This is a genomic window from Mycoplasma sp. 1018B, from assembly GCF_024582675.1.
GTDB lineage: Bacteria > Bacillota_I > Bacilli_A > Mycoplasmatales > Metamycoplasmataceae > Mycoplasmopsis.
This window is the reverse complement of sequence record NZ_CP102084.1, coordinates 36,692-60,239: the sequence shown is the minus strand read 5'-3', so window position 1 is coordinate 60,239 and position 23,548 is coordinate 36,692. Positions and strand designations below refer to the sequence as shown.

Annotated in this window: 26 protein-coding genes and 1 tRNA gene; 12 read left to right on the top strand and 15 right to left on the bottom strand. The window is 23.0% G+C overall.

What is annotated here, in order from left to right:
• Nucleotides 1-315, bottom strand: a complete 315-nt coding sequence (locus tag NPA14_RS00325; protein ID WP_257075994.1) for a 4'-phosphopantetheinyl transferase superfamily protein — start codon at nucleotides 313-315, stop codon at nucleotides 1-3.
• A 129-nt stretch (nucleotides 316-444) separates the two neighbouring features.
• Here NPA14_RS00325 and recU point away from each other — a divergent pair, with 129 nt between their 5' ends.
• Nucleotides 445-927: a Holliday junction resolvase RecU gene (gene recU, locus NPA14_RS00320; protein ID WP_257075993.1), complete on the top strand. Its 483-nt coding sequence runs from the start codon at nucleotides 445-447 to the stop codon at nucleotides 925-927.
• Nucleotide 928: 1 nt separating this feature from the next.
• Here recU and NPA14_RS00315 read toward each other — a convergent pair whose 3' ends face one another.
• Both NPA14_RS00315 and trmB read right to left on the bottom strand, forming a co-directional pair.
• Nucleotides 929-1,210, bottom strand: a complete 282-nt coding sequence (locus NPA14_RS00315; RefSeq protein WP_257075992.1) for an HU family DNA-binding protein — start codon at nucleotides 1,208-1,210, stop codon at nucleotides 929-931.
• Between the two features lie 71 nt (nucleotides 1,211-1,281).
• Nucleotides 1,282-1,899 carry a tRNA (guanosine(46)-N7)-methyltransferase TrmB gene (gene trmB, locus NPA14_RS00310; protein ID WP_257075991.1) on the bottom strand — a complete coding sequence of 206 codons (618 nt, stop codon included), beginning with the start codon at nucleotides 1,897-1,899 and terminating at the stop codon, nucleotides 1,282-1,284.
• A 105-nt stretch (nucleotides 1,900-2,004) separates the two neighbouring features.
• Between trmB and NPA14_RS00305 the strand changes: the two genes are divergently transcribed.
• The 6 genes from NPA14_RS00305 (at nucleotide 2,005) to NPA14_RS00280 (ending at nucleotide 8,021) form a co-directional block, all read left to right on the top strand.
• Nucleotides 2,005-4,167, top strand: a complete 2,163-nt coding sequence (locus tag NPA14_RS00305) for an ATP-dependent Clp protease ATP-binding subunit (protein ID WP_257075989.1) — start codon at nucleotides 2,005-2,007, stop codon at nucleotides 4,165-4,167.
• A 38-nt stretch (nucleotides 4,168-4,205) separates the two neighbouring features.
• Nucleotides 4,206-5,192 carry a ribose-phosphate pyrophosphokinase gene (locus NPA14_RS00300; protein WP_257075988.1) on the top strand — a complete coding sequence of 329 codons (987 nt, stop codon included), beginning with the start codon at nucleotides 4,206-4,208 and terminating at the stop codon, nucleotides 5,190-5,192.
• Nucleotides 5,173-5,847, top strand: a complete 675-nt coding sequence (gene rsmG, locus NPA14_RS00295; protein ID WP_257075987.1) for a 16S rRNA (guanine(527)-N(7))-methyltransferase RsmG — start codon at nucleotides 5,173-5,175, stop codon at nucleotides 5,845-5,847. Before NPA14_RS00300 ends, rsmG begins: the two co-directional genes overlap by 20 nt.
• Before the next feature lie 75 nt (nucleotides 5,848-5,922).
• The gene (locus NPA14_RS00290; RefSeq protein WP_257075986.1) at nucleotides 5,923-6,267 is read left to right on the top strand and encodes an MG284/MPN403 family protein; all 345 of its coding nucleotides are present in this window, start codon (nucleotides 5,923-5,925) and stop codon (nucleotides 6,265-6,267) included.
• The gene (locus NPA14_RS00285; RefSeq protein ID WP_373456874.1) at nucleotides 6,251-7,579 is read left to right on the top strand and encodes an MHO_1580 family protein; all 1,329 of its coding nucleotides are present in this window, start codon (nucleotides 6,251-6,253) and stop codon (nucleotides 7,577-7,579) included. Before NPA14_RS00290 ends, NPA14_RS00285 begins: the two co-directional genes overlap by 17 nt.
• Nucleotides 7,569-8,021: an MHO_1590 family protein gene (locus NPA14_RS00280; protein WP_257075983.1), complete on the top strand. Its 453-nt coding sequence runs from the start codon at nucleotides 7,569-7,571 to the stop codon at nucleotides 8,019-8,021. The genes NPA14_RS00285 and NPA14_RS00280 overlap by 11 nt, the downstream gene beginning before the upstream one ends.
• Nucleotides 8,022-8,076: 55 nt before the next feature.
• On the opposite strand, the gene NPA14_RS00275 is transcribed toward NPA14_RS00280, so the two are convergent.
• From NPA14_RS00275 to mnmG, 4 genes are all read right to left on the bottom strand, one after another.
• Complete coding sequence (locus NPA14_RS00275; protein ID WP_257075982.1) at nucleotides 8,077-9,444, bottom strand: M17 family metallopeptidase; 1,368 nt, start codon at nucleotides 9,442-9,444, stop codon at nucleotides 8,077-8,079.
• 97 nt (nucleotides 9,445-9,541) lie between these two features.
• Nucleotides 9,542-10,927 (bottom strand): trigger factor, encoded by a 1,386-nt coding sequence (tig, locus tag NPA14_RS00270; RefSeq protein WP_257075980.1) that lies wholly within the window; start codon nucleotides 10,925-10,927, stop codon nucleotides 9,542-9,544.
• 65 nt (nucleotides 10,928-10,992) lie between these two features.
• A complete protein-coding gene (locus tag NPA14_RS00265) occupies nucleotides 10,993-11,439 on the bottom strand; it encodes a 23S rRNA (pseudouridine(1915)-N(3))-methyltransferase RlmH (RefSeq protein ID WP_257075979.1) in 447 nt (148 codons plus the stop codon).
• The gene (gene mnmG / locus NPA14_RS00260) at nucleotides 11,426-13,267 is read right to left on the bottom strand and encodes a tRNA uridine-5-carboxymethylaminomethyl(34) synthesis enzyme MnmG (RefSeq protein ID WP_257076246.1); all 1,842 of its coding nucleotides are present in this window, start codon (nucleotides 13,265-13,267) and stop codon (nucleotides 11,426-11,428) included. The genes NPA14_RS00265 and mnmG overlap by 14 nt, the downstream gene beginning before the upstream one ends.
• Nucleotides 13,268-13,320: 53 nt before the next feature.
• Here mnmG and NPA14_RS00255 point away from each other — a divergent pair.
• From NPA14_RS00255 to NPA14_RS00240, 4 genes are all read left to right on the top strand, one after another.
• Nucleotides 13,321-13,397 (top strand) — tRNA-His (locus tag NPA14_RS00255).
• Between the two features lie 30 nt (nucleotides 13,398-13,427).
• Nucleotides 13,428-13,814 carry a YigZ family protein gene (locus NPA14_RS00250; protein ID WP_257075977.1) on the top strand — a complete coding sequence of 129 codons (387 nt, stop codon included), beginning with the start codon at nucleotides 13,428-13,430 and terminating at the stop codon, nucleotides 13,812-13,814.
• 222 nt (nucleotides 13,815-14,036) lie between these two features.
• A complete protein-coding gene (locus NPA14_RS00245) occupies nucleotides 14,037-14,978 on the top strand; it encodes a hypothetical protein (RefSeq protein WP_257075976.1) in 942 nt (313 codons plus the stop codon).
• A 1-nt stretch (nucleotide 14,979) separates the two neighbouring features.
• Nucleotides 14,980-15,855: a DnaA ATPase domain-containing protein gene (locus tag NPA14_RS00240; RefSeq protein ID WP_257075975.1), complete on the top strand. Its 876-nt coding sequence runs from the start codon at nucleotides 14,980-14,982 to the stop codon at nucleotides 15,853-15,855.
• Nucleotides 15,856-15,883: 28 nt separating this feature from the next.
• On the opposite strand, the gene der is transcribed toward NPA14_RS00240, so the two are convergent.
• The 4 genes from der to NPA14_RS00220 all read right to left on the bottom strand — a co-directional run bounded on the left by der (nucleotide 15,884) and on the right by NPA14_RS00220 (nucleotide 19,511).
• Entirely contained in the window at nucleotides 15,884-17,194 is a 1,311-nt protein-coding gene (der, locus tag NPA14_RS00235; protein WP_257075974.1) for a ribosome biogenesis GTPase Der, read from the bottom strand.
• Nucleotides 17,184-17,870 carry a (d)CMP kinase gene (gene cmk / locus NPA14_RS00230; protein WP_257075973.1) on the bottom strand — a complete coding sequence of 229 codons (687 nt, stop codon included), beginning with the start codon at nucleotides 17,868-17,870 and terminating at the stop codon, nucleotides 17,184-17,186. The genes der and cmk overlap by 11 nt, the downstream gene beginning before the upstream one ends.
• 118 nt (nucleotides 17,871-17,988) lie before the next feature.
• On the bottom strand, nucleotides 17,989-18,408 hold the full coding sequence (locus NPA14_RS00225) for a hypothetical protein (RefSeq protein ID WP_257075972.1): 420 nt from the start codon (nucleotides 18,406-18,408) through the stop codon (nucleotides 17,989-17,991).
• Nucleotides 18,408-19,511: a DnaJ C-terminal domain-containing protein gene (locus NPA14_RS00220; RefSeq protein WP_257075971.1), complete on the bottom strand. Its 1,104-nt coding sequence runs from the start codon at nucleotides 19,509-19,511 to the stop codon at nucleotides 18,408-18,410. The genes NPA14_RS00225 and NPA14_RS00220 overlap by 1 nt, the downstream gene beginning before the upstream one ends.
• Nucleotides 19,512-19,591: 80 nt before the next feature.
• On the opposite strand from NPA14_RS00220, the gene NPA14_RS00215 reads away from it, so the two are divergent.
• Entirely contained in the window at nucleotides 19,592-19,921 is a 330-nt protein-coding gene (locus NPA14_RS00215; protein WP_257075970.1) for a hypothetical protein, read from the top strand.
• Nucleotides 19,922-19,950: 29 nt separating this feature from the next.
• Here NPA14_RS00215 and rnc read toward each other — a convergent pair whose 3' ends face one another.
• Genes rnc through NPA14_RS00195 form a run of 4 tightly spaced genes read right to left on the bottom strand, consistent with a single transcriptional unit; the run spans nucleotide 19,951 to nucleotide 23,533 of the window.
• Nucleotides 19,951-20,637 (bottom strand): ribonuclease III, encoded by a 687-nt coding sequence (gene rnc / locus NPA14_RS00210; protein WP_257075968.1) that lies wholly within the window; start codon nucleotides 20,635-20,637, stop codon nucleotides 19,951-19,953.
• Entirely contained in the window at nucleotides 20,630-21,628 is a 999-nt protein-coding gene (gene plsX / locus NPA14_RS00205; RefSeq protein WP_257075967.1) for a phosphate acyltransferase PlsX, read from the bottom strand. The genes rnc and plsX overlap by 8 nt, the downstream gene beginning before the upstream one ends.
• On the bottom strand, nucleotides 21,628-23,247 hold the full coding sequence (locus NPA14_RS00200; protein WP_257075965.1) for a DAK2 domain-containing protein: 1,620 nt from the start codon (nucleotides 23,245-23,247) through the stop codon (nucleotides 21,628-21,630). Before NPA14_RS00200 ends, plsX begins: the two co-directional genes overlap by 1 nt.
• Nucleotides 23,240-23,533, bottom strand: a complete 294-nt coding sequence (locus tag NPA14_RS00195) for a hypothetical protein (RefSeq protein ID WP_257075964.1) — start codon at nucleotides 23,531-23,533, stop codon at nucleotides 23,240-23,242. Before NPA14_RS00195 ends, NPA14_RS00200 begins: the two co-directional genes overlap by 8 nt.
• Nucleotides 23,534-23,548 lie beyond the last annotated feature (15 nt).

The following is a 23,548-nucleotide window of genomic DNA, read 5'->3' as shown; positions in this document are numbered from 1 at the left end:
TTATATCTCCTTTTTTTCTACGACAAAAGCTACAATTAAGTTTTTTTCATGACTTATTGAAATAGAAAAATTTTCATGTCATCAATGATTATTTTTACGTTTTATTTCAATTTTATTAAACTGTGAATATGTATTATTTGCTTTAAAAATTGCTTCCTTTATCGCTCAAATTGAAGCAACATAAATAATCTTTATATCAGCAGAAGTTTGCATTTGAATAAAATTTATTTCATTTTTATGCAAAAAGCGTTTAAAAAAATTAAATTCTTTATTTTTAAAACGTTCAATATCTACTAAATCAACTCCAATATTCATATATAGATTAATTTTATATTATTATAAGAATTTACTTAAAAAATAACTTAATAATGAATTTATAAACATTTTGTTTCTCTTTTGTCTTTTTATAAAAAATTGAAGAAAAATATTAATTATAAAATATGTATGAAAAACAGAGGAATGTTATTGGAAACAATATTAAATAATACAATTAATTATTATTTTAAAAACAAACTAGCCATTATAGAAAAAAAGACATTGCCAATTAAATTTAATTCAATTAATAAAAATAAAGATATTATTGGTGGGCATTTATTTGCTAAAAGTACAGTTGATTACACAGGATGTTACAATGGACTATTTGTAGCATTTGAAGCTAAAAGTACTAACAAATTATATTTACCGAAAACCAATATTAAAAAACATCAAATTCAATATCTTGATATCATTAATACTAATGGAGGCAAATCTTTTTTTATAATATTTTTTTCTAAAATTGAAGAATTTTATTTTATTGAATTTAAGCAAATAAAGGAATATTTGAACAAATCTATTCATTATAAAATAATAAAAAAACAAGGTAAAAAATTAGATCTCATTTATCCTGGGATAATTGATTTTTTACCTTGTTTGTTAGAAAATAATTAAATTAGAAATTTACTATTTCTCTTAAATATTTAGAAGGGGTAAATTTAACAACACGTTTTTCTGGAACTAATATTTTTTCTTTATCTTCAGAAAAAGGATTAATTGTTTCACGACTTCTTCTTACTTTTGTATCAAATGTTCCTAAATCAGAAAGTTGAATTTTTTCTTCTGCTATCAATTGTTCTTTAAGTACAAAAACAAAAGCATCAAAAAATTTATCAGCTTCTTTTGCTGTAACATTCATTTGTTTTGCTACTTCTAATATAAATTCTTTTTTTGTCATATTACCTTTCCTATTTTATAAAGTTAATTAACTTTTATACCTATATTATAGTACTATAGGGAAAAATATTTTTAATTTTTCATTTTTTTAGCAAATATAAAGTTTATGTTTTTATTTAAACTAATTCATTTTTTTTCATAACCGGTCATAATATTGTCACTACTATAATTTGATTTATGTAAATCAGTTCCATTTGCTATTATTTTTCATCCGTTATTTAAAAAACTGTCTATAGAATAATTATAAAAAAAATCATTGTCAGTTTTTAATTTTAATAAAGAATCTTCATTCATTATTTGTTTATATTGATCTAAAAATAATTTATAAGTTAATCTTCTTTTTTCATGTCTTGCTTTTGGTCAAGGATCACTAAAAGTTAATCAAATAGTTTCTAAATTGCCTTGAAAATAATTTAATAAATTACCAGCATCGCCAACAATAATAAAAAGATTTGTTAGTTTATATTTATCTATTAAATTTAATACTTTAGCCGCAACTGTAGGATATTTTTCAAAACCATAAAATTTTTTGTTCGGATTAATTCTAGCTAATTCTGCTATCATTTCACCTTTTCCCATACCTATTTCTACAATATCAGTTTCATTTAAAATTATTGGAAAATTATCTTTTATTAAATATTTAGAATTTAATAATTTATCTATTGCTTGTTTATCATAACGTAATCTCATAAAAAGATTATATATTTTACAAATTAAAAACTAATTATTTAGCAAATAAAATAAGATATTGCTAAATATAATATATAATTAAGAAACCATATTTAAAGGAGATTTATGAATTTTAATGATATAAATGATTTATTTAATAATTTTGTGAAACAAAATAATTCCGAAAACAAAAAGGATAATATATTAGATAAATATGGAAGAAATTTAACTCTTCTAGCAGAAAATAATGATTTAGACCCTGTTATTAACAGAGACAATGAAATAAGAAGAATGATAAGAATTTTAAGCAGAAAAACAAAAAATAATCCAATTTTAGTGGGAGAACCGGGAGTAGGAAAAACTGCTATTGTTGAAGGATTAGCCAAAAAAATTATTGATGGCCAAGTACCAGAAAATTTAAAAAATAAAAAAGTATATGAATTAGATATCACGAGTTTAATAGCTGGAGCTTCCTATCAAGGAGAATTTGAAAAAAGAATAAAAAATGTATTAAAAGAAATTGAAAATTCTAACGGTAATATTATTTTATTTATTGATGAAATTCATATGCTGATAGGAACGGGTAAAAATTCTGAAGGCGGTATGGATGCAGCAAATATTTTTAAACCATTAATGGCAAGAGGTAAATTGCACTTAATTGGTGCTACAACTTTTGAAGAATATAGAAAATACATAGAAAAAGATAGCGCATTTGAACGTAGACTACAAAAAATTGATATTAATGAACCAACTGTAAATGATAGTATTACTATTCTAAGAGGTTTAAAAGAAAGATTAGAGAATTTTCATAACGTTAAAATTGAAGATAGTGCTCTTATTAAAGCTGTAGAATTAAGTTATCGTTATATAAATGATCGTTTTTTACCTGATAAAGCCATAGATTTAGTTGATGAAGCTGCTGCTACTATTAAAACAGAAATAAATTTTTTACCAGAGGAATTAGACAAAGCTAAACAAAGATTAACAAGTTTGCAAATGGAAAAAATAGCTTTAGAATCTGACAAATATAATTTAGATAAAGACAAAATTAATGAAATAGAAAAAATAATATTTAATCTAGAATCAAAAATTAAATTACTTACTGATAATTGAAATAAAGAAAAAAAGAGATTGTCTGATATTTCTAATTTAAGAAAAAAACTAGAAAATGCACAACATATGTTGAATATTGCACAAAATGAAAGCAATTATGAAACTGCTTCTAAACTAATGTATGTTGAAATACCTAAATTGGAAAAAGAAATAGAATTAAAAGAAGTAGAAGAAAAAAATGATCCTAACAAACTTATTAAAAATACTGTTACTACAGAGGAAATAACAAATATTGTCTCTAAATGAACAGGGATTCCTTTAAATAAATTATTAGATACTGAGAAAGAAAAATTGTTTAATTTAAATAATGAATTAAAAAAAATAATCATTGGACAAGATGATGCAATAGATAAAATTTATAATTCTATATTACGAGCAAAAGCAAATATCAATGATCCTAATCGTCCTCTGGCATCATTTATGTTTTTAGGTCCGACCGGTGTAGGTAAAACTGAATTAGCTAAACAATTAGCTAATAAAATATTTAATAGTGAAAAAGAAATTATAAGATTAGATATGTCTGAATTTATGGAGAAACATTCAGTTTCAAAAATAATAGGAGCTCCTCCAGGTTATATAGGTTTTGATTACTCAAATACTTTATGTGAAAGAATAAGAAAAAAACCTTATGCCATATTATTATTAGATGAAATAGAAAAGGCTCATAAAGATGTTTTAAATATATTACTTCAAATATTAGATAATGGCGAAATAACTGATTCTAAAGGAAGAAAAATAAATTGTAAAAATCTAATTATTATAATGACAAGTAATTTGGGTTCAGAAGAAATATTAAAGAAAAAATTAAATCAAAATAAAATAAATGAATTTTTAATTAAATACTTAACGCCAGAATTTATTAATAGAATTGACGAAATTATTATTTTTAATCAGCTAACTGAAGAAAATATTAGAAATATTGTTAAAAATGAATTAACTAAATTGTCTAATCGACTTTCTGAGAAAAAATATTTTTTATCATTTAGTGATAATTTAATAACTTATATATCAAAAAATTCATATACATTTGCATTTGGAGCTAGACCTATAAAAAGATTTATTCAAGACAAAATTGAAACTTTTTTAGCGGCACAAATTATTAAAAATCAAATAAAACTAAATAATAAATATCTTTTGAATCTAAATAATGGCAAAATCGAATTAATTAATATTTAATTATTAAATAATTTATAATTATTTTAGAGGACTAATAAATGATAAAAAAAAATATAATGCTCTTTAGTATGTTTAACTGTCAAATTTTGGCTGAAAAAATTTCTCGTAGATTAAATATACCTTTGTCAAAAATACAAAAAACTGTATTTGCTGATGGCGAAATAATGATAGTTAGTGAAGAAGCGGTTAGAGAAAAGGATGTTTTTATTATCTGCAGCACTCATAAACCAGTTAATGATAATTTAGTAGAATTATTGCTTTTTATTGATTCTTTGAAAAGAGCAAGTGCAAAATCAATTAATTTAGTACTTACTTATTATGGCTATGCAAGACAAGATAGAAAAGAACGTGGTAGACAACCCATAGGAGCAAAATTAATTGCCGATTTATTACAAACTGCAGGAGCAAACAAAATTATTGCAGTTGATTTACATAATCCGGCAATACAAGGTTTTTTTAATGTTCCAATCGATGATCTAAAAGGAACATATACTTTAGCAAAGGCTATAATAAAAAGTAAATATGATTTTACTGTAGTATCACCCGATCATGGCGGAACTACTAGAGCTCGTTCTTTAGCAGAATTAATAGCTAAAACCGTTAAAATTGGCATCATTGATAAAAGGAGAATCGGTCCAGATCAAACAGAAGTAATGGGAGTTATTGGTGAAATAGAAAATAAAAATGCAGTTATTATTGACGATATAATCGATACTGGCGGAACAATTATCAAAGCAGCCAAAACTCTTAAAGCAAATGGTGCCAAAAAAATAATTATTGCTGCTACTCACGGAGTTTTTACAAATGGTTTTGATATTTTTGAAAATAACGATGATATAGAAAAAGTTATTATTTCAGATTCGATAGATAATTATTGAATGCTAAAAAAATATAAGAAATTGGAAATAGTTAGTTTAGATTATTTATTATCAGAAGTTATTAATTGTCATATATCAGGAGAATCAATAACTAAACTTTATAATACTTTGGCAAAGGATATATCCAATGTTAAATGAAATAACTAATATTGAAAAAATAAAAAAATATATAGATTTAATTCATAAAAGAAATCAACATTTTAATCTTACAGGTTATAAAAACCACAATGAAATTTTAGAAAATGGCATATTAAATTCTATTGAAGCATTAAATTTCATCTGACAATACAGTAAAAAAGAATCTATTAATTTATTAGATATTGGTGCAGGCGCAGGTTTCCCTTCTGTTCCTTTTCTTATATTTTCTGAAAATAATTATAAAAAACATAAAATTAATTTAACAATTTGTGAAAGTTTACAAAAAAGATGTTTATTTCTGGAAGAGGCAAAAAAATATCTTGAATTAAATTTCAATATTATAAATAAAAGAGCGGAAGAAATCAAAAATAGGGAAATATTTGATTTTATTACCGCAAGAGCAGTAACTTCAATAAAAAATTTATATTTAATCTCTCATCATCTTCTTAAAATAGGCGGTTATTTCATTATATTAAAAGGCGAAAATTATAAAGATGAATTAAATGAATTTTTATATTTTTTTCCAAAACAAAAAGATAATATTGTTGTTCAACCTTATTCTTCTAGATCTTATCTTATAATAATTAAAAAAAATGAAAAGAGTAGCAATAAATGGCCTCTTAAATGAAAAAATATTATTCAAATGAAACAAAATATAAACTAATATTAGTTTTTTCGTATTTTGTTTCATTTTTTTATTTTTAATATCAATTTGTAATTAATAAATGAAAGGAGTAAGATGGCATATAAAATTAAAACTTTTTCATTTTTATCAAATATACCATCAAAAGAAAAATATAAAATAGTTCAAAATATTTGTAATATTGAAAGAGCTAATAAAGAGTGATACTTACTAAAAAGTAAAACTGATAATATTTATAAAAATATATTATTACAACCAGAAAATAAATTAGATAAAGTTATGAATTGTTTAGAAAATACAAGTAAACTAATAATTGAAAAGGATTTTATCAACAAATATACTCAAAAAGAATGATATGAAGATTATTTTTGCAAAACAGTTTATTATAAACACAAGAACGAAGCTGTAGAGGAATTTCTTTACTATTATCTTAACAATTAATAATAATCATACTGTTAATCAAAATATCATTCAAGTAGAACAAGAAAATTGAACTACTTACAGAAAAAATTCAAATTATAATGGTTCCAATTATTTATCTACAAATGGATTTGTAAGTATAAGAAGAACATATCAAGATGATAATTTTTTTATAAATGCTACACTTTTTATAAAAAATGAACAAGTTAAAGATATACTAAGTAGTATAAATTTTGAATTAAATGGCAAAATTATAGAATTAAACAAAGAAAATATTGAAGTTTTTGAAGAAACATTTGATAGTGGATTTATCGAAGACGCATTTTATGGAAAAATATTTAAAAATAATAAAAGAAATAATAATTTATATAAAATGTTTTCCTTCAATTTAACAAGCGAAATATTAAAAATTAAATTTTCTAATTTTAAAAGTTTTTCAATTATTTTTCAAAATAAAAAACACACAAACGATATTAATTTTATTAGAATTTTTAAAGAAAATTTATCCAAAAAAGAATATAACATCAATATAACTCAAAATAAGAATGTTCAAATAGAAATTCCTTACAAATGAAATTTTTATTTTGATAATACTGATGGAGGTTTATTAAAAGAAAATATATATACTACTTTGAAAGTTAATCCTCAAAAACTTAATTATATTTATCCTACAAACAAAATTGCAGAAACTGAATTAGACCAAACTAATTTATTAACAAATAGACCTTTTAATGAAAAATATTCCGTTGCTCAATATAATTATCAGAGTGTCAACTTTTCAACTAATTCTAAAAAATTTGCTAAATATATTCAGTATTATAAACGTTTTTATCCTTTTGTTATAAAGCCACCTAAATATAATCTAATTTTTAATAATCCCTATTTTAAATTTAAAACTGAATTAGAAAATAATACAGAATACAAGCTTTATGAGAAGAATTCTTTTATTGAAAAAAATAAGTGGGAATTTAATAATTTTACTAAATTTGATTATAATAAAAATACTGTTGAACTTTCCGAAACGGCTGATTTTAAAGGGTTAATAATTCCTTTTAATGCTAATAAATTTATCAATACTTTTAATTTAAATTATGACTATTTTGGTAATAATAAAAATAATATTAATATAAAAATAAATCAAAATTATAATATAAATAAACCTTTATTAGATCCTCTAGAAGGTCAAATAAAAATTAAAATGACTCAAAATTCTCAAGCAAAAAATAATGTAAATTATAGATATGTAATAAATTTAGAACACACAGAAACTTTTTTAAATGAAGTTATAAACTATAATTCTTTAGAAAGATGATTATATAAAGATGAAAACTAAATGATCTTTAAAAAAGAAAATTTGAATAACTTCTATTTTGGGTGCTTGTGTTGTTGCAATAACTTTACCTATTGCTTTAATTTCAACAAAAAGTAAAATAAAATTAGTGGAAAATTTGAAAGACAAAAATATTGAATTTAATAATGATAAAAGTTTACAATATAATATTTTTCCAGAACTTAATGCATCAGATTATTATAAATATGTAAGAATTGAAGAGGATGGTTATTATTTTGATTCTAATATTATAAGTAGTGTTGCTAAAGACGTTATAAATAAAATAAAAAGTAGCGAAGGAAAAATATATTTTGAAATTGAACAACCACAAGATTATGAAATAAATTTTTATTTTAAATGAATTAGCAATAATAACCAAATACAATATCAAAATTATTATTTTAATATTTATGATATGGTTGATATTTCTAATCTTATGGAATAAAATAAATTATTTTATTTAAAAACTTATACATTCTTTGTATAAGTTTTTAAAGATTTTATAAAAATGATAATTCTGTTAATGTATGAACTAAAATTCCTTGCGGTTCTTCATTTATTTCAGCGGTTCCAGCTATATCACAATGTATATATTCAACATTTTCTGTAAATTCTTTTAAAAACATTGCAGCTGAATTAGATCCACCTAAACCAGATAAATCTGTGTTTTTTAAATCTGCTACTTTAGATTTTTTAATATTTTTTGCAAATGCAACATCAAATGGCATTCTTCAAATTAATTCATTTGCTTGATTAGACGCTTGTTTAATGTCGTTTCAAGCTTTTTCACTTGTTGCTCAAACTCCTGTATAAGTATTTCCTAAAGCTGAAAGAATTGCACCAGTTAATGTAGCAACATCAATTAAACGTGTTGCTTTTAAATTTCTAACTGCATATGTTAATCCATCTGCCATAACTAATCTACCTTCAGCATCGGTATTATTAATTTCGACTGTTTTTCCATTCATTGATTTTCAAACTGAATCTGGTAAAGAAGCATCACCATTAATTCTATTATCAGTAATACACATAACAGCAGCAAAATTTGACTTAGGTTTTAATTGTGCAATGGCTTTTAATACTGAAGCTACTATAGCAGCACCAGACATGTCAAATTTCATTCCTAACATATGTCTGCCGCCTTTTAATGAATAACCTCCTGAATCAAAGGTAATACCTTTACCAACTAAAACTGTTTTCTTATCGCTTGTAGGATTTCCATTGTATTCAATAACTACAACTCTAGGTTCATATACACTACCTCTATTAACAGATAATAATAATCCCATTTCTAATTTTGTAATATCGTCTTTATTAAGAACTGTTATTTTTAAATTATCATATTGCGATAAATCATTTTTAACAATTTCAGCTAAATATTCTGAGGTACAAACATTGGGTGGTGTAATTTGTAAATTTCTAGCAAAATTAGTAGCGTCAGCTAATATTTTTTCTTTGTTAAAACTTTCATATACTTCAGAACTAATTTCTCCAATAATAAATGGTAAAATTTCATATTTTTGTTCCATTTTATTTGTTTTGCTGTTATATAATGAAGCATTAACAAATAGTTCTGCTCTGGTTAAATTTTTTACAATATCAGATATTGAAACTTTGTTGGTTTCAAAAGATTTTAAATCCACTGCATAACTTCTATTTTGAGATTGTATTAATCCTTTAAAAATATCAAATAATTCACTTTGATTTAATTTTTCCTTTTCCCCTAGAAATAAAAATGCTTTATTTTCATTTAAATATTCTGTTACTTGACCTTTGCTTTCTAAAAGAAATTCTGGTTTATTATCTTCAGCAAAAATTGCAGATAATTTTACATTATTAGGTAAATTGTTTAGTATTGCTTTTATCATTATGTCTCCTAAATTTATTTATAAAAGAATTATAATAAATAAGTTTTAACTTTTAAATATAAAAATAATGCTAATGAAGCACTATTTTTATATTGAATTAAAATAATTCATTTATTAATTTAATTGCATTATTTTTTGCTTTACTGAAAATTTCAAAACCTTGATTATCAAATTTAGCTAAAATTAATTCTTTAACTTTAATATCTTCAATTTGAAGTTTTAGTCTATCTTTATTTTGTGCATTTTCATCAATAAATGATTTTACAGAATCTAATGTTAAGCCTGAAGCTAAAGAATGATATTTAATTAAGTTATCAAAATCTTCTTCATTAATTACAACATTATCTTTTACTAATTTAACAACATGAGAAATAATTAATGAACGTTTAATTTTTACAATTTCTTCTTTTGCTAATAATTCTTCCAGTTGTTCTTCAGTTTGACCAAGCAATTCAAGATATTCGTTAAATTTTACATTTTGTTGTTTTAATAATTGTTTAATTTCGTTTTTTCTTTGATTTACTTCAAAATTAACAACGTTTTTATGAATAGCTAAATCATTTTTATTTATTAATTCTTCAAATATATTATCTATAAACTTATCTAATGATAAAAGTAAATTTTGTTTAGTTAAATAAGCATTTAAAACTTTTTTTGCATCTGAAATATTTTTAACTCTTTCACCTAAATTTAATAAATTAATATTTTCATCAGTTAAGTTAATTGCTTCTGGTCTTTTTGCTTCTTTAATTTCAACTTCAAAAGTTGCTAATTGTCCTGCTAATTTAGATACTGGATATTCATTTGGAAAAGTAACTTTAACTTCTCCTTTTCAACCAACTGATTTATTAGTCAATTGTTCTTCAAAAGTATCAATAAAAGTTTTTGTTCCTAATTTAAGTTGATAATTTTCTGCTTCTCCGCCATCAAAAGCTTCGTCATTAACAAATCCTTTATAATTAATAACAACAGTATCACCAATTTGAGTCTTTTCTTTTTCTTTAAGTGGAACTAATAATGAATTAGCATTTAATTTTTCTTGTATATATTTATCTATTTCTTTAGATGTTAGTTTTTCTTCACTATATTTGCTTTTTAAATCATCTAAAATAATACTATTTAAATCAGCATCAAGAGGATAAACTAAATCTAATTCTGCTTCCATTTCAGTTAATTTAACTATATTAATAGAAGGAACATTAACAGCTCTATCATTTTCTTTTTTAACTTCTTCAAACAATGATTGATGATTTTTTAAAATATATTTATCTAATGTCTTTTTATATACTTCAAAAAGATTGATATGTTTATCTATAATATGTTTTGGAGCTTTTCCAGGACGATAACCATTTATTTTAATTTTTGATGCCATTTCTTTTTTAGTATTTTCAACTAATGAAGTTCAAATTTCGCCTTCTAATTGAATTTTTCTAGTAATTTCAGCATTTTTTAAATTTACTGTTATATTTTTTTTAGCTGACATTATTCTCCTTAATTTTAATAATTTTTAATAAAAATAATTAATATAATAATTTTATTATATAAATTTTATTTGTGGTATTTTTTATTGTTAATTATCATAAATGATCTATATATTTGTTCGCTTAACATTATTCTAAAAAGTTGATGTGGAAACGTTAATTTAGAAAAAGAAATTTTAGAAAAATTATTTAAAATTTTTTCATTTACTCCATCAGAACCACCAATAATAAAGGTAAGATTATGATTTAATTTAATTAAATTAGAAAACTCTAATGAATCTATTGATTTCCCATTTAAACTTAACAAATAGATTTGACTATTGTGATTAATATGTTGAAGTATTAAATTAGTTTCTCTAAATTTTTTTTCTTCTACATTTTTTATTTGACTTTGTTCTTTAATTTCAATTAATTCTAATTTAGAAAAAATACTAATATTTTTTTCATAATGATAAGCAAGACTTTTAAATTGTTCAGATAACGAACCAACTACTATTAATTTAATTTTTCTCATTTTTTTGTCTTAAAGTTTCCAAGTAAAATAATAGCATTTGTATATCTGAAGGATTAATGCCACTTATACGACTTGCCTGACCTATTGTAAGCGGCTTAATTTTAATTAATTTTTGTTTAGCTTCAGTAGCAATATTGTTAATTTTTTCATAATCAATATCTTTAGATATTTTATAATTTTCTAAACGTTGAGCTTTTTTCGCATCACTTTTTTGTTTTTCAATATAACCATATAATCTAACCATTATGGTTAATTCTTCACTATATGGAAAATCTTGCAAAATATCTCTATAATCAACTTCTGGGCGTGCTAAAACTTTTAATAAAGTCGGACCATGAAAAATATTGTATTTATTTGCAATTTCACTTTTGCTTGATAAATAATTAGAATTTAATTCTGCAATTTTTTTATCTATTAATTCATATTTTTTTATTATTTCATTATATTCTTGATGTGAAATAGTACCAGCCAACAATGCATAATTAGCTAAGCGAATATCAGCATTATCATTGCGTAATAGTAAACGATATTCAGCACGACTAGTTAACATTCTATATGGTTCTTTTGTACCTTTAGTAACTAAATCATCAATTAACACTCCTATATATGCATCATTTCTTAGTAAAATTATTGGTTCTTTATTTTCTAATTTTTGTCCTGCATTAATTCCTGCTATTAAACCTTGTGCTGCGGCTTCTTCATAACCACTAGTACCATTAATTTGACCAGCTGTAAAAAGACCATTAACTAATTTAGTTTCCAGAGTTAAATTTAATTGTAATGGGTCAATAGCATCATACTCAATTGCATAAGCTCATTTAACAACAACTGCATTTTTCAATCCAGGTATAGATTTAATAATTTTGTTTTGAACATCTATTGGCATAGAAGTAGACAAACCATTAACATAGGTTATTTTACCATCTGCAGTTTCTGGTTCAAAAAAGATTTGATGTCTTTCTTTTGTTGCAAATTTAACAATTTTATCTTCAATGGATGGACAATATCTTGGTCCAATACCTTCAATTAATCCAGAATACATTGCACTTTTATTTAAATTTTCATTAATTATTTTGTGTGTTTCAGCTGTTGTGTGTGTCAAATAACACGCTATTTGTTTAGGTAATTTAACATTAGACCTTCTTGAAAAACTTAAATTAATATCATCTAAAATCTCTTCCGTAACTTCGTCATAGTTAATACTACTAGACAAAATTCTAGGAGGAGTTCCTGTTTTTAAACGTTGTAATTTAAAACCTATATTTTTTAAAGATGCACTTAAATCACTAGTAGTTTTTTGATTATCTGGTCCACTTATTGTTATATCATCTCCTCTTAAAATTCTTGAATCCATATATGTACCAGTAGTCAAAACACAAACTTTTGCTCTTATTATGGTTTCATTTACTTTAACAGCATAAAAATTATTATTTTTATCTACTAAAATATCTGAAACCATTCCTTCTAACAAGTCTAAATGTTCAGTATTATTAACGTGTTCTAAAGCTATTTTAGTATATTTTTCTTTGTCTATTTGCGCTCTCAATGCTCTAACTGCAGGACCTTTTGACTGATTTAAAACTTTTAACTGTATCATTGACAAATCAGCCAAATATCCTTGCATTCCACCCAAAGCATCTATTTCTCTAGTTATAATTCCTTTAGCTGGCCCACCAATTGAAGGATTACACGGCATCATTCCTAATTTATTTTTATCTAAAGAAATTAATAATGTATTGTGATTTTTTTTAGCTAAAACAAATGCTGCTTCTAAACCAGCATGACCACCGCCAACAACTATAGCATCATAATTTTTATTAACATTCATAATAATAATTTTATTATATAAATATAAATTATGAGTTATAATATTCATAAATGGCGAATGTGGTGAAGTGGTCTAACACAGCGGGTTGTGGTCCCGTCACTCGCGGGTTCGAATCCCGTCATTCGCCCCATTTTTTTATTTTTTTGGTTAAAATTAAACTATGAATATTAATTTTTCTAATATATTAATTAAAAAATCTGTTTTTCTATCAACTTTATTAAAAGTAACTTCCAAAGAAGATATAAATAAAATTTTAAAATATGTAAAAGTTGAACATAAAAAAGCAAATCATATATGTTATGGTTATGTTTTAAAAAATAACATGAATATAACATATGGATTCTTCGATGACGGAGAACCTAAAGGCACAGCAAGTCATAGAATAAGAGATGTAATATTACATAATAAATTAGAAAATGTTTTGCTAATTGTTATTAGATATTTTGGTGGAATAAAACTAGGTGCGGGAGGTTTATCAAGAGCCTACACAAAAGCAAGTGCACTAGCAATTCAAGAGAATAAAAATAATATTATATTGTCTAATTAATTAAAATTAAAACTGTGGATAAATAGAAAAAAAATATAAAAATGTTTATTTTTGTAGTTTTTTAAAAGAAAAATTATCTTTTTTATTGAATTAATATTTGTGCATAAGTTTGTGAGTTTTCATACATAAAAATGTTATATGATAAAAAATTAACATTTTTTTTATTACTTTTTTTAAAATAATTTCACAATTAAAATATTTTAAAAATAGGAGGATTGAAAAATGAAAAATAATTTGTCATTTAACGTATTAAAAATTCAAAGTACAGATAATATAAACGGAGAAGATTTAAAAAATTTAAGACAAATTTATACTCCTATAATTGGTTGTGAAGCTATACTTTTATATGAATATTTAAGAGATTATTTAATTTATTTCGAAAAAAATACTTTTGTGTTAACTTTTGATAATTTAGCTTTATTATTAAATCTTAGTTTAAATGCTTTACACCTTGCTAGACAAAAATTAGAATCATTGTCATTAATTTCTACTTTTGAAGATAATGTAAGAGAAATAATAATTTTACAATTAGAAAAACCATTGAACAAAACTTCTTTAAATAAAAATGCTTTAATTAAAAAACAATTGGAAAAAACAATTGGAAAATCCAATTTTCAAATTATTTTTAACGAAAAGACAAGTTCACAAATTGATACGGAAAATTTAAAAGAAATTTCCGCCTCATTTAATGATATTTTTAAAATGAATAATAATAAAGATGAAGAAGACGACTATATATCTAATGATATTATTGATCAATTTATTTCTTCACAGGAAATAAATGTAATTAATGAAGAAGAAAACTTATATGAAAAAATTTTAAAATATGATACTTTTTCATTTTTTGAATATTTATTCAACAAAAATATAAGTACAGTAGAAACTAATTTATTTAATTATTATATTAAAAATAATTATGAAAATAATTCTCTAAATTTAATATTATTTTATATTAAAAAAATATTTAAAATTTTTGATATTTATAAATTTGAAAATTTTTTAAATCAATTAAAGAAAAAAAATATTATATTTTTTGACGATGTAGAAAATTATATTGATAGATTATTAAAAAAAGAGTTAATTGAAGAATACTACAAAAAAACTCTTTGAAAATCGACTTATATCAATAATTTAGAAACAAAGAAAAATAAATTATTTAACTAAAATGACTAAAAACAACAAAGTATCTGATTTTGTTTTTCAAGAATTAAATAACAATTCAGAATATTATAATGATATTATTTTAAATTTTTTTCACAATGATCCTGTTGTTTCTAAATTAATTGAAAAATATAATATAACTAATGAAGAAATATTACAATATACCGGCGAATTAATATCTATCGTCTCTAAAAAGAATAATAATGAACATTATATGTTTAATATACAAATTTTTAGAGACGAAAACAATAATTTAATATTCAAAAAATACCATCAACCTTCCCGTAAATTAATTAGAGAAAAATCGTTAAGATTTACTAGTATTGATAATCCAAACCCTAATTGTTTGAGAAGTAAAATTATTTTTTCTGCAGATAAATACGGAAAAAATAAACAAGACATTGTTAATAATTTAAATTATTACAATAATATATTAGATAATAAAAAAGAAATAAGAGATCTTTTTATTTATTCTAAAAAAAGCAATGGTAAAAGTTATTTATTACAAGCAATTGCTAATTATTTTGCTAGAAGATATAAATTAACTGCATATTTAAAATATGATAATTGAAAACAATTTATTAGTGAATGAATTTTTCAAAAAGAATCAACTAGCGAATTAATAAAAAAATTTGTTGAATTAGATGTTCTAGTAATAGATGATTTAAATTCAATTAAAAATACCTTTCCATTTATTTTAGAATTTATTTGTAATGTATTAAAACAAAGAAAAGAAAAAAACAAATTTACTATTGTTGGATCCTTATTTTCTATTAATGAAATAGAAAAACATTTATCTAAAACTAATTACAAAGATCCTATTTTGCTTTATACTTTTTTTAACATATTAAAAAGAAAAACCATTGAATATGAAATATAAAAAATTACTATAAATTTTATAGTAATTTTTATTCCAATCCATTTTTGTTTTTAAAGATTAATTTTATTGGGCAACCAGTAAAATCCAAAACTTTTCTAATTTCTTTTTCCAAATGTCTTTCATAACTGAAATGCAAAAATTTTTTGTTATTTACAAAAAAAGTAAAAGTAGGTATAGCAGAAATTATTTGTTTAACAAAATATATATTTAACCTGCCACCATTATATGGTGGTGCAGGTTGTATAATTTGAGTTTCTCTTATAAAATTAGATAAAATAGAGGCTTTAACATTTCTTGATAAATTTTCCTTTACTTTTAATATCATGGAAATTAACTTATCTAAACGTTGTCCAGTTTTAACTGAAAAAAAGATAATGGGCACTCATGGAACAAAATGAAATTTATTTCTCATATTTTTTTCATATTCATTAATAGTATAAGAATTTTTATCTATCAAGTCTCACTTGTTAACGCCAATAATAATTGGTTTATTATTTTCTAAAGCATATCCAATTATTCTTGAATCAAAATGAGATAATTCCTTTGTTGAATCAATAAGTATAATTGATAAATTTGATTCATCCAAAGATGAAATAGCGCGCATTAGAGCATATTTTTCGACTTCATCTTCTATTTTACTTTTTTTAGTAATTCCAGCCGTATCTATTATTTCAAATAATTCATTACTTATTTTTACTTTAGTTTTAACACTATCACGAGTAGTACCTGCTATTTCAGAAACTATCGAACGATTATTATTACTCAATTTATTCAATAATGAACTTTTGCCAGCATTAGGTCGTCCTATAATAGCTAATTTGAATAGTTTTTCATCAGAATTTTCTCTTAAATCTAAATAACTTAAGCATTTATCTAATAAATCGCCTACTCCATTACCATGTTGCGCAGAAATTTGAAAAATATCTTCTATTCCTAATGAATAAAGTGAATAATTAAAATCATTCATATGTGCTTCCATTTTGTTTGCTGCAATAACGATTGGTTTATTTGATTTTCTTAATTTGCTTACAATCATTAAATCGTCATTAGTTACATCAGCAGTACCATCAATCATGAAAATTATTACATTAGCTTCTTCAATTGCTATTTCTGCTTGGGTTCTTATTTGCTCTTGAAAAGGTTTATTTTCAATTTCAATACCACCAGTATCAATGATTCTAATTTCTTTGCCATTTCAAATTAATTTTTCATATAATCTATCCCTAGTTACTCCTGGACGATCATAAGTAATAGAAACTTTTTTACCTATTAATCTATTAAATAATGTACTTTTGCCTACATTTGGTTTACCAATTATTGCTATAACATTATTCGCCATTTTCAACCTTTTGTTTAACTATATTAATTATTGTTTCAACTACATTTTCAAACGACATATTAGTGCAATCAATTTCTATTGCGTCATTAACTTTGTGCAATGGATCTACTTCACGATGAGTATCTTGATAATCTCTAGCTTTAATTTCTTTTAAAACAATATCAAAATTAGTTTCATAACCTAATTCTTTATTTTGTTTAATTCTTCTCTTTGTTCTTTCTTCTGATGAAGCTGTTAAAAAAATTTTTACTTCTGCAAATGGCATAATTCTAAAAGTAGTATCTCTACCATCCATTATATAACCTTTATTAGCTTTAGTAATTGATTGAATAGTATTAACAACAAATTCTCTCACTTTTTTATAAGTTGCTATTTTAGAAGAAGCTTTTGAAATTAAATCTGCTCTAATTGCAGCAGTAATATTTTTATTATCCAAATATATGTTTTCTTTATCATCAATAGTAATTTGGTGTTTTAAATTTAAAATATCTAAAAATTCCACTACTTTTTCTTCATTAAGAATATCAACTTCATTTTGTAATAAAAAATAGGCTACAGTTCGATAAAAACTGCCAGTATTAACAAAAATATAACCTAATCTTTTAGCCAATTCATTTGAAACAGTGGATTTACCAGCTCCTGAAGGGCCATCAATTGCAATATTAATTTTTCTCATAAAAGCTCCTGAAAGAGAAATAAACAAAATGATGTTATTAAATCTTTAATATATTAATTTTATATTATATATTTAGTTATAATAGTAAAATTTAAAATTAACTTTATTTAAAAAGAAACTACTTAATTTTTTTATTTTCAATAGTTATAATAGTAGTTTCTTCTTTATTATTTTCATTTATAAACTTATCATCTTCAATATAATCATTGTTTTCTAAACAATTTAATTCTTCTAAAACAAAATTTAATTCATCAGAAGAATAATTGATATCTTTAAATTCATTTTTATTTTTCTTGTAAGTTTGATTAATATATTCATCAAGAAGAGTAACAAAAGTTTCTATTTCTTGATTTTCTATATATTTAACTTTTAATTCATTTAAATTTAAATCATTAAATTCAAAATCATGATTTTTTCAAAATTCTTTTTCATCCATAAAAGAAACGAAAACATCTCAATTTTCTTGAAATTTTTTATCTTGTTTTAATAAACTCTTATGTAAACTTTTTAAAGTATATTGGTTTTCTTCTTTATCCATTATTTAATTTTTTCTACTTCTTTTATTAAATTTTGATTAGAATCATCATTAAATTCAATTAAAAGATTTGACATTTTTTTAAAATCTCTACTTGAAAAATTAGGCAAAATAATATTAAATGTAATAATATAATCTCCTATTTTTGAACCTTTTTTAATTCCTTTATTTTTTATAACAATTCTATCTTTATCTCTTAAATTATTTTTTAATTTATATTCAAAAGGACCATAAGGTGACGGAATTAAAATAGTATTTTCTTTAATGATATCTAAAAATGAAACAGGTACAGTAGCATATATATTTAACCTATCATTTTTATAAAATTTATGTTCTCTAACTCTAAAAGAAATATACATATTACCAGAAGGAGCTCCATTTTGTCCTTTTTCTCCAAAACCATCCAGTTTCATTTGATCACCTGATAATGTTCCTGGTTGTATATCAAAAGTTACTATTTTAGTTTTTTCTATATAAATATTTCCATAACAATTCGTACACTTTTCTTTAATTATTTTTCCTGTTCCATAGCAGTTGGTACATTGTTGAACTCTTATAGTTTTACCAAATGGAGTATTTAATTCAACATGAATATTACCTGTGCCTGAACATTTATTACAGGTTTGTATTGAATTAGGATTTTGTGCTCCTGTACCATTACATTTAGAACATAATTCATATTTATTAAGTGTTTGCTTAATTTGTTTGCCTAAAACTGCAGATAAAAAATCAATAGTCATTTCAACTTCAATATCTTGACCTCTGATAGGACCATGATTTTTTCTATTTTGTCTACTACCGAATGAACTAAAAAAATCACCGAAAATATCACTAAAATTAAAACCACCTGTAAAATTTCCAAAATCCATATTTTGAAAATTAGCTTGACCATCAGCATTACCAAAACGGTCATAATTATTTCTTTTTTCAGGATCGCTTAATACTTCATAAGCAGCATTAAGTTCTTGCATTTTTTGATCACTTGTACCATCTTTTAGTTTGTCTGGATGATATTGCATTGCTAATTTACGATAAGCATTTTTAATTTCTTGTTGTGTAGCATTTTTGTTAACACCTAGAATTTGATAAAGATCTTTTTTTGACATAAATTTATTTTAGCACAAGAAATTTAAAAATGCTAAAATTAAATATTTTCTTTCTATTTTATTTTTGTTATCATAATAATATGAACAATAAAACCACTATTAATGAAAAGAAAAATAAAATTGTTTTAAAAGATAATGATGTTTTTATATCTTCATCAATAATAGATGCTGAAAAATTAAAAATTTATCATAGAGACGAATTAGATTTTTTGTATGATGAACATAAAGAAAAATTGTATCACAGTACTGTTGATATAATTGACCATTCAGATAAACATTTGAAAAATAATAAAAAAAGAATTATATGATCTTCTATTATTTTATGAACTACTGTAAGTGTTTTATTGATTTTAATAATAATTTTAATTTTATTAATTTTTATATTTAATGAAAAAATGTCGGCATTTTAATTTTTAAAAAATAACTTATTAAAAACAAGTTATTTTTTTAATTTTTCTAACGCATTTTTTGCTGCATTTTCTTCTGCTTCTAATTTATTTTTACCTATGCCTACACCATAAGTATTATTATTATGAATTGCTTTTGCTTCAAAATGATCATTATTTATAGAAATAGTTTGATAATTAACAGTTTTTTTAGAAAAACTTTGCATATATTCTTGTAGTTGTGATTTAAAGTCTTTTAAATTTTCAACATTAAATTTATTTACTGTAGGAAATAATGTTTGTTTTAAAAAATTAATTGTTTTTTCCAAACCTTGATCTAAAAAAATGGCTCCAACAAGGGATTCAAAAATATCTGCTCCTACTTTTTCACTTTTTTTAACTTCTATTGACATTTTACCTGATGCAGTAAGTAAAAAATCCAATAATTTTAATTCATGAGATAATTCATTTAAATTTTTGGTATTTACCATTTTAGAACGTAACAAAGTTAATTTACCTTGTTCTAATTCATTATGATTTTTATATAAAAATACTGAAACAAGAAATTGTAAAATAGAATCTCCAAGAAATTCTAATGTTTGATAGTTTTTAATGTTTTTATTTTTGGCTTGAAATTTAATGTAAGAATTATGAGTTAATGCTTCTTGAAAATAATTAAAATTTTTAATTTCTATATTATATTTTTTTAGAAATTCATTGAATTTATCTTGATTAATCATTTATGTTTAATTCTTTTTTTACATTTTCTAAAATATTATTTTCTAAAGCAATTTTAATTTGATTTAATGCTCCTAAATAAGCTTTGTTATCACTTGAACCATGTGATTTAATTATCACGCCATTAACACCAATTACTCAAGCAGCACCAACATTACGATAATCTAATGTTTCAGCCACATCTTTAAAAGCTCCTTTTAAAAATAAATAACCAATTTTTCTTATAAATTTAGTTTTAATTTTATTTTTTAATAAATCCTTAAAAGATAAAATAGCGCCTTCTAAACTTTTTAAAACTAAATTACCACCATAGCCATCAATCAAAGCAACATCACATGTATAATTTAAAATATCTCTTGTTTCAACAAAACCAAGATAATTAATTTGTTCTTCATTTTTTAATAAATAATTAGCTTCTTTAATTATATCAATGCCTTTATAATCTTCAGTACCTATATTTAATAATGCTATTTTTGGTTCTAAAACATTTAAAATTTTTTTAGCAAATACATTAGCTATTTTTGCTCATTCAACTAAATAATCTGCTTTAGTTTCAATATTAGCACCAACATCTAATAATAAAAATTTTTTGCCTTTTATAGTAGGCATAACAGGCATAAATGCCGGTCTTGAAACTCCTTGTAATCTTTTTAATTTTAATGTTGCAGCTGATAAATATAAACCTGAGTCTCCAGAAGATAATACCGCATTAACTTCATTGTTAGCTAATAAATCAATTGCCACGTTCATTGATGTATTCTCGTGCAAAGCTTTTCTTAAATTTTTTTTATCTTGAGAAACTAAAGAATTATTAACAATTGTCAAATTGTTAGGTAAATTATTATTGTAAAAATTTTTTATTTCTTCTTCATTGCCTAATAAATAAATATGGAAATTATTATTTTGTTCTAAAAAATTTTTAGAAGCTACTAATCCAGCTTTAATGCCATTATCATTGCCATTTAAATCAAAAGCTATTTTAAATTTTTTCATTATTCAATTCCTATTAAAAAATGATACGTAGGTTGATTACCATCAACAATTTCTACATCTAAATTAAATTCATTATTAATATATGTTTCTAAAACTTGTGCATCCTCTTCTGTAGCTTCATTACCATAATATATAGTCACAAATTCACTATTTTTAGTTATTGTTTTATTAATTAATTCTTTCGCTGCTTCTAAATAATTGTTTTTTGAGGTGAGAATTTTAGAATTTGCTATTCCTATAAATTCACCTTCTTTAATTTTGACACCATGTAATTTAGTATTTCTAATTGATTGAGTTATTTCCCCACTAATAACATTTTTTATTGCTGAATTAATGGTTTCTAAATTATTTTTAGCACTATCATCTTTATTAAAATTCAAAATAGCATTAAAACCTTGAATTTGACTTTTTGTATTAATTACATAAACTTGTTTATCTTGTATAGTTGTTGCAGCTTGTTGAGCTGTTAAGAAAATGTTAGAGTTATTTGGTAATATAAAAACATTTTTTGCTTTTACTTTATTTATCGCGTCGATAATATCTTTAGCTGAAGGGTTTTGAGTTTGTCCGCTTTCAATAATTGCATCGGTTCCTAAACTAATCATTCTTTCAATTATGCCCGATCCTAAATTACATGAAATAATTGCACATTCACTTTCTGAATCATCACTATTATGAACAATATTTTTATTTTTAGATTCAATTGCTTGTTTGGTCATATTTTCAGACTTGATTTTAACAAATTCTCCAAATTTTTGTCCGTAGTTTAATAAATCACCAGGTTTTAAAGTATGGCCATGAACTTTAACAATTTCATCATCTTGCACAACAACTAATGAATTAGCTTTTTTCTTTAAATTTTTTTCAAAATTATTTTTATCAAATTCATTTTTATTAGTTAATTCTAAAATAAATTCTGTGCAATAACCAAACTCGCCCTCATAAATTTCATTATCGCTAACAAAAGTTTCGATGGAATTATTTTCGCTGGAAATTTCTATTTTTTGTCCATTTAATGCACTATTCATGCCGACTAAAATAGTGTATAAACCTTCACCACCAGAATCAGTTACACCAACTTCTCTTAAAACTTTTAACTTATTTGGTGTATTATCACATGAAACTCTTGCAAATTGCACAACTAATTTAAAAAAATCATTAAAAGAAGTACTTTGATCAATATTTTTTTCTAAATTTTCTGTTATTTCTTTTATCACTGTTAAAATTGTACCTTCAATTGGTTTAATAACCGATGAATATGCCTTATTAGTAGCTGCTTTAAAAGCTTCTAATAATTCTAAAACACTAACGCTTTCTTTATTTTCAAAACCTATTGCAAAACCTTTAAAAATTTGACTTAAGATTACACCAGAATTACCTCTAGCACCAAAAAGCATAGCTTTGGCAATTTTTGAAGAAACTTCAGATAAATTTTTAGTATTCAAATTTGTAATTATTTTTGCCGCAGCTTCTAAAGTATAAGACATATTAGTTCCTGTATCTCCATCAGGAACAGGAAAAACATTTAAAGCATCAATTTTATTTTTATTATTATATAAATTATTTGAACCTGATAAAACTAAAGCTGCAAATAACTGACCATCCATATTTTTAATCATTGTTAATTCCTTCTATAAAAATATTTAACTTTCCTAATTTCATTTTATTCATTTTTAGTTTGTAATTTAATAAGGAACTTATTGATGTTAAAATATCTTTACAATTAGCATTTTCTAAAATAATTAAAGAAACAGTAAAATTTCAAACTCCATTATTATATTCGACATTAATATCATTAAAATAATTATATTTGTTCAAATCTTTTTTTATAATTCGTGCAACACCAGGTGTTGAAGATAAAACATCAATGAATAAATCTAATATTTCATTTTGTTTTTGATCCATTAATACTCCTATAAT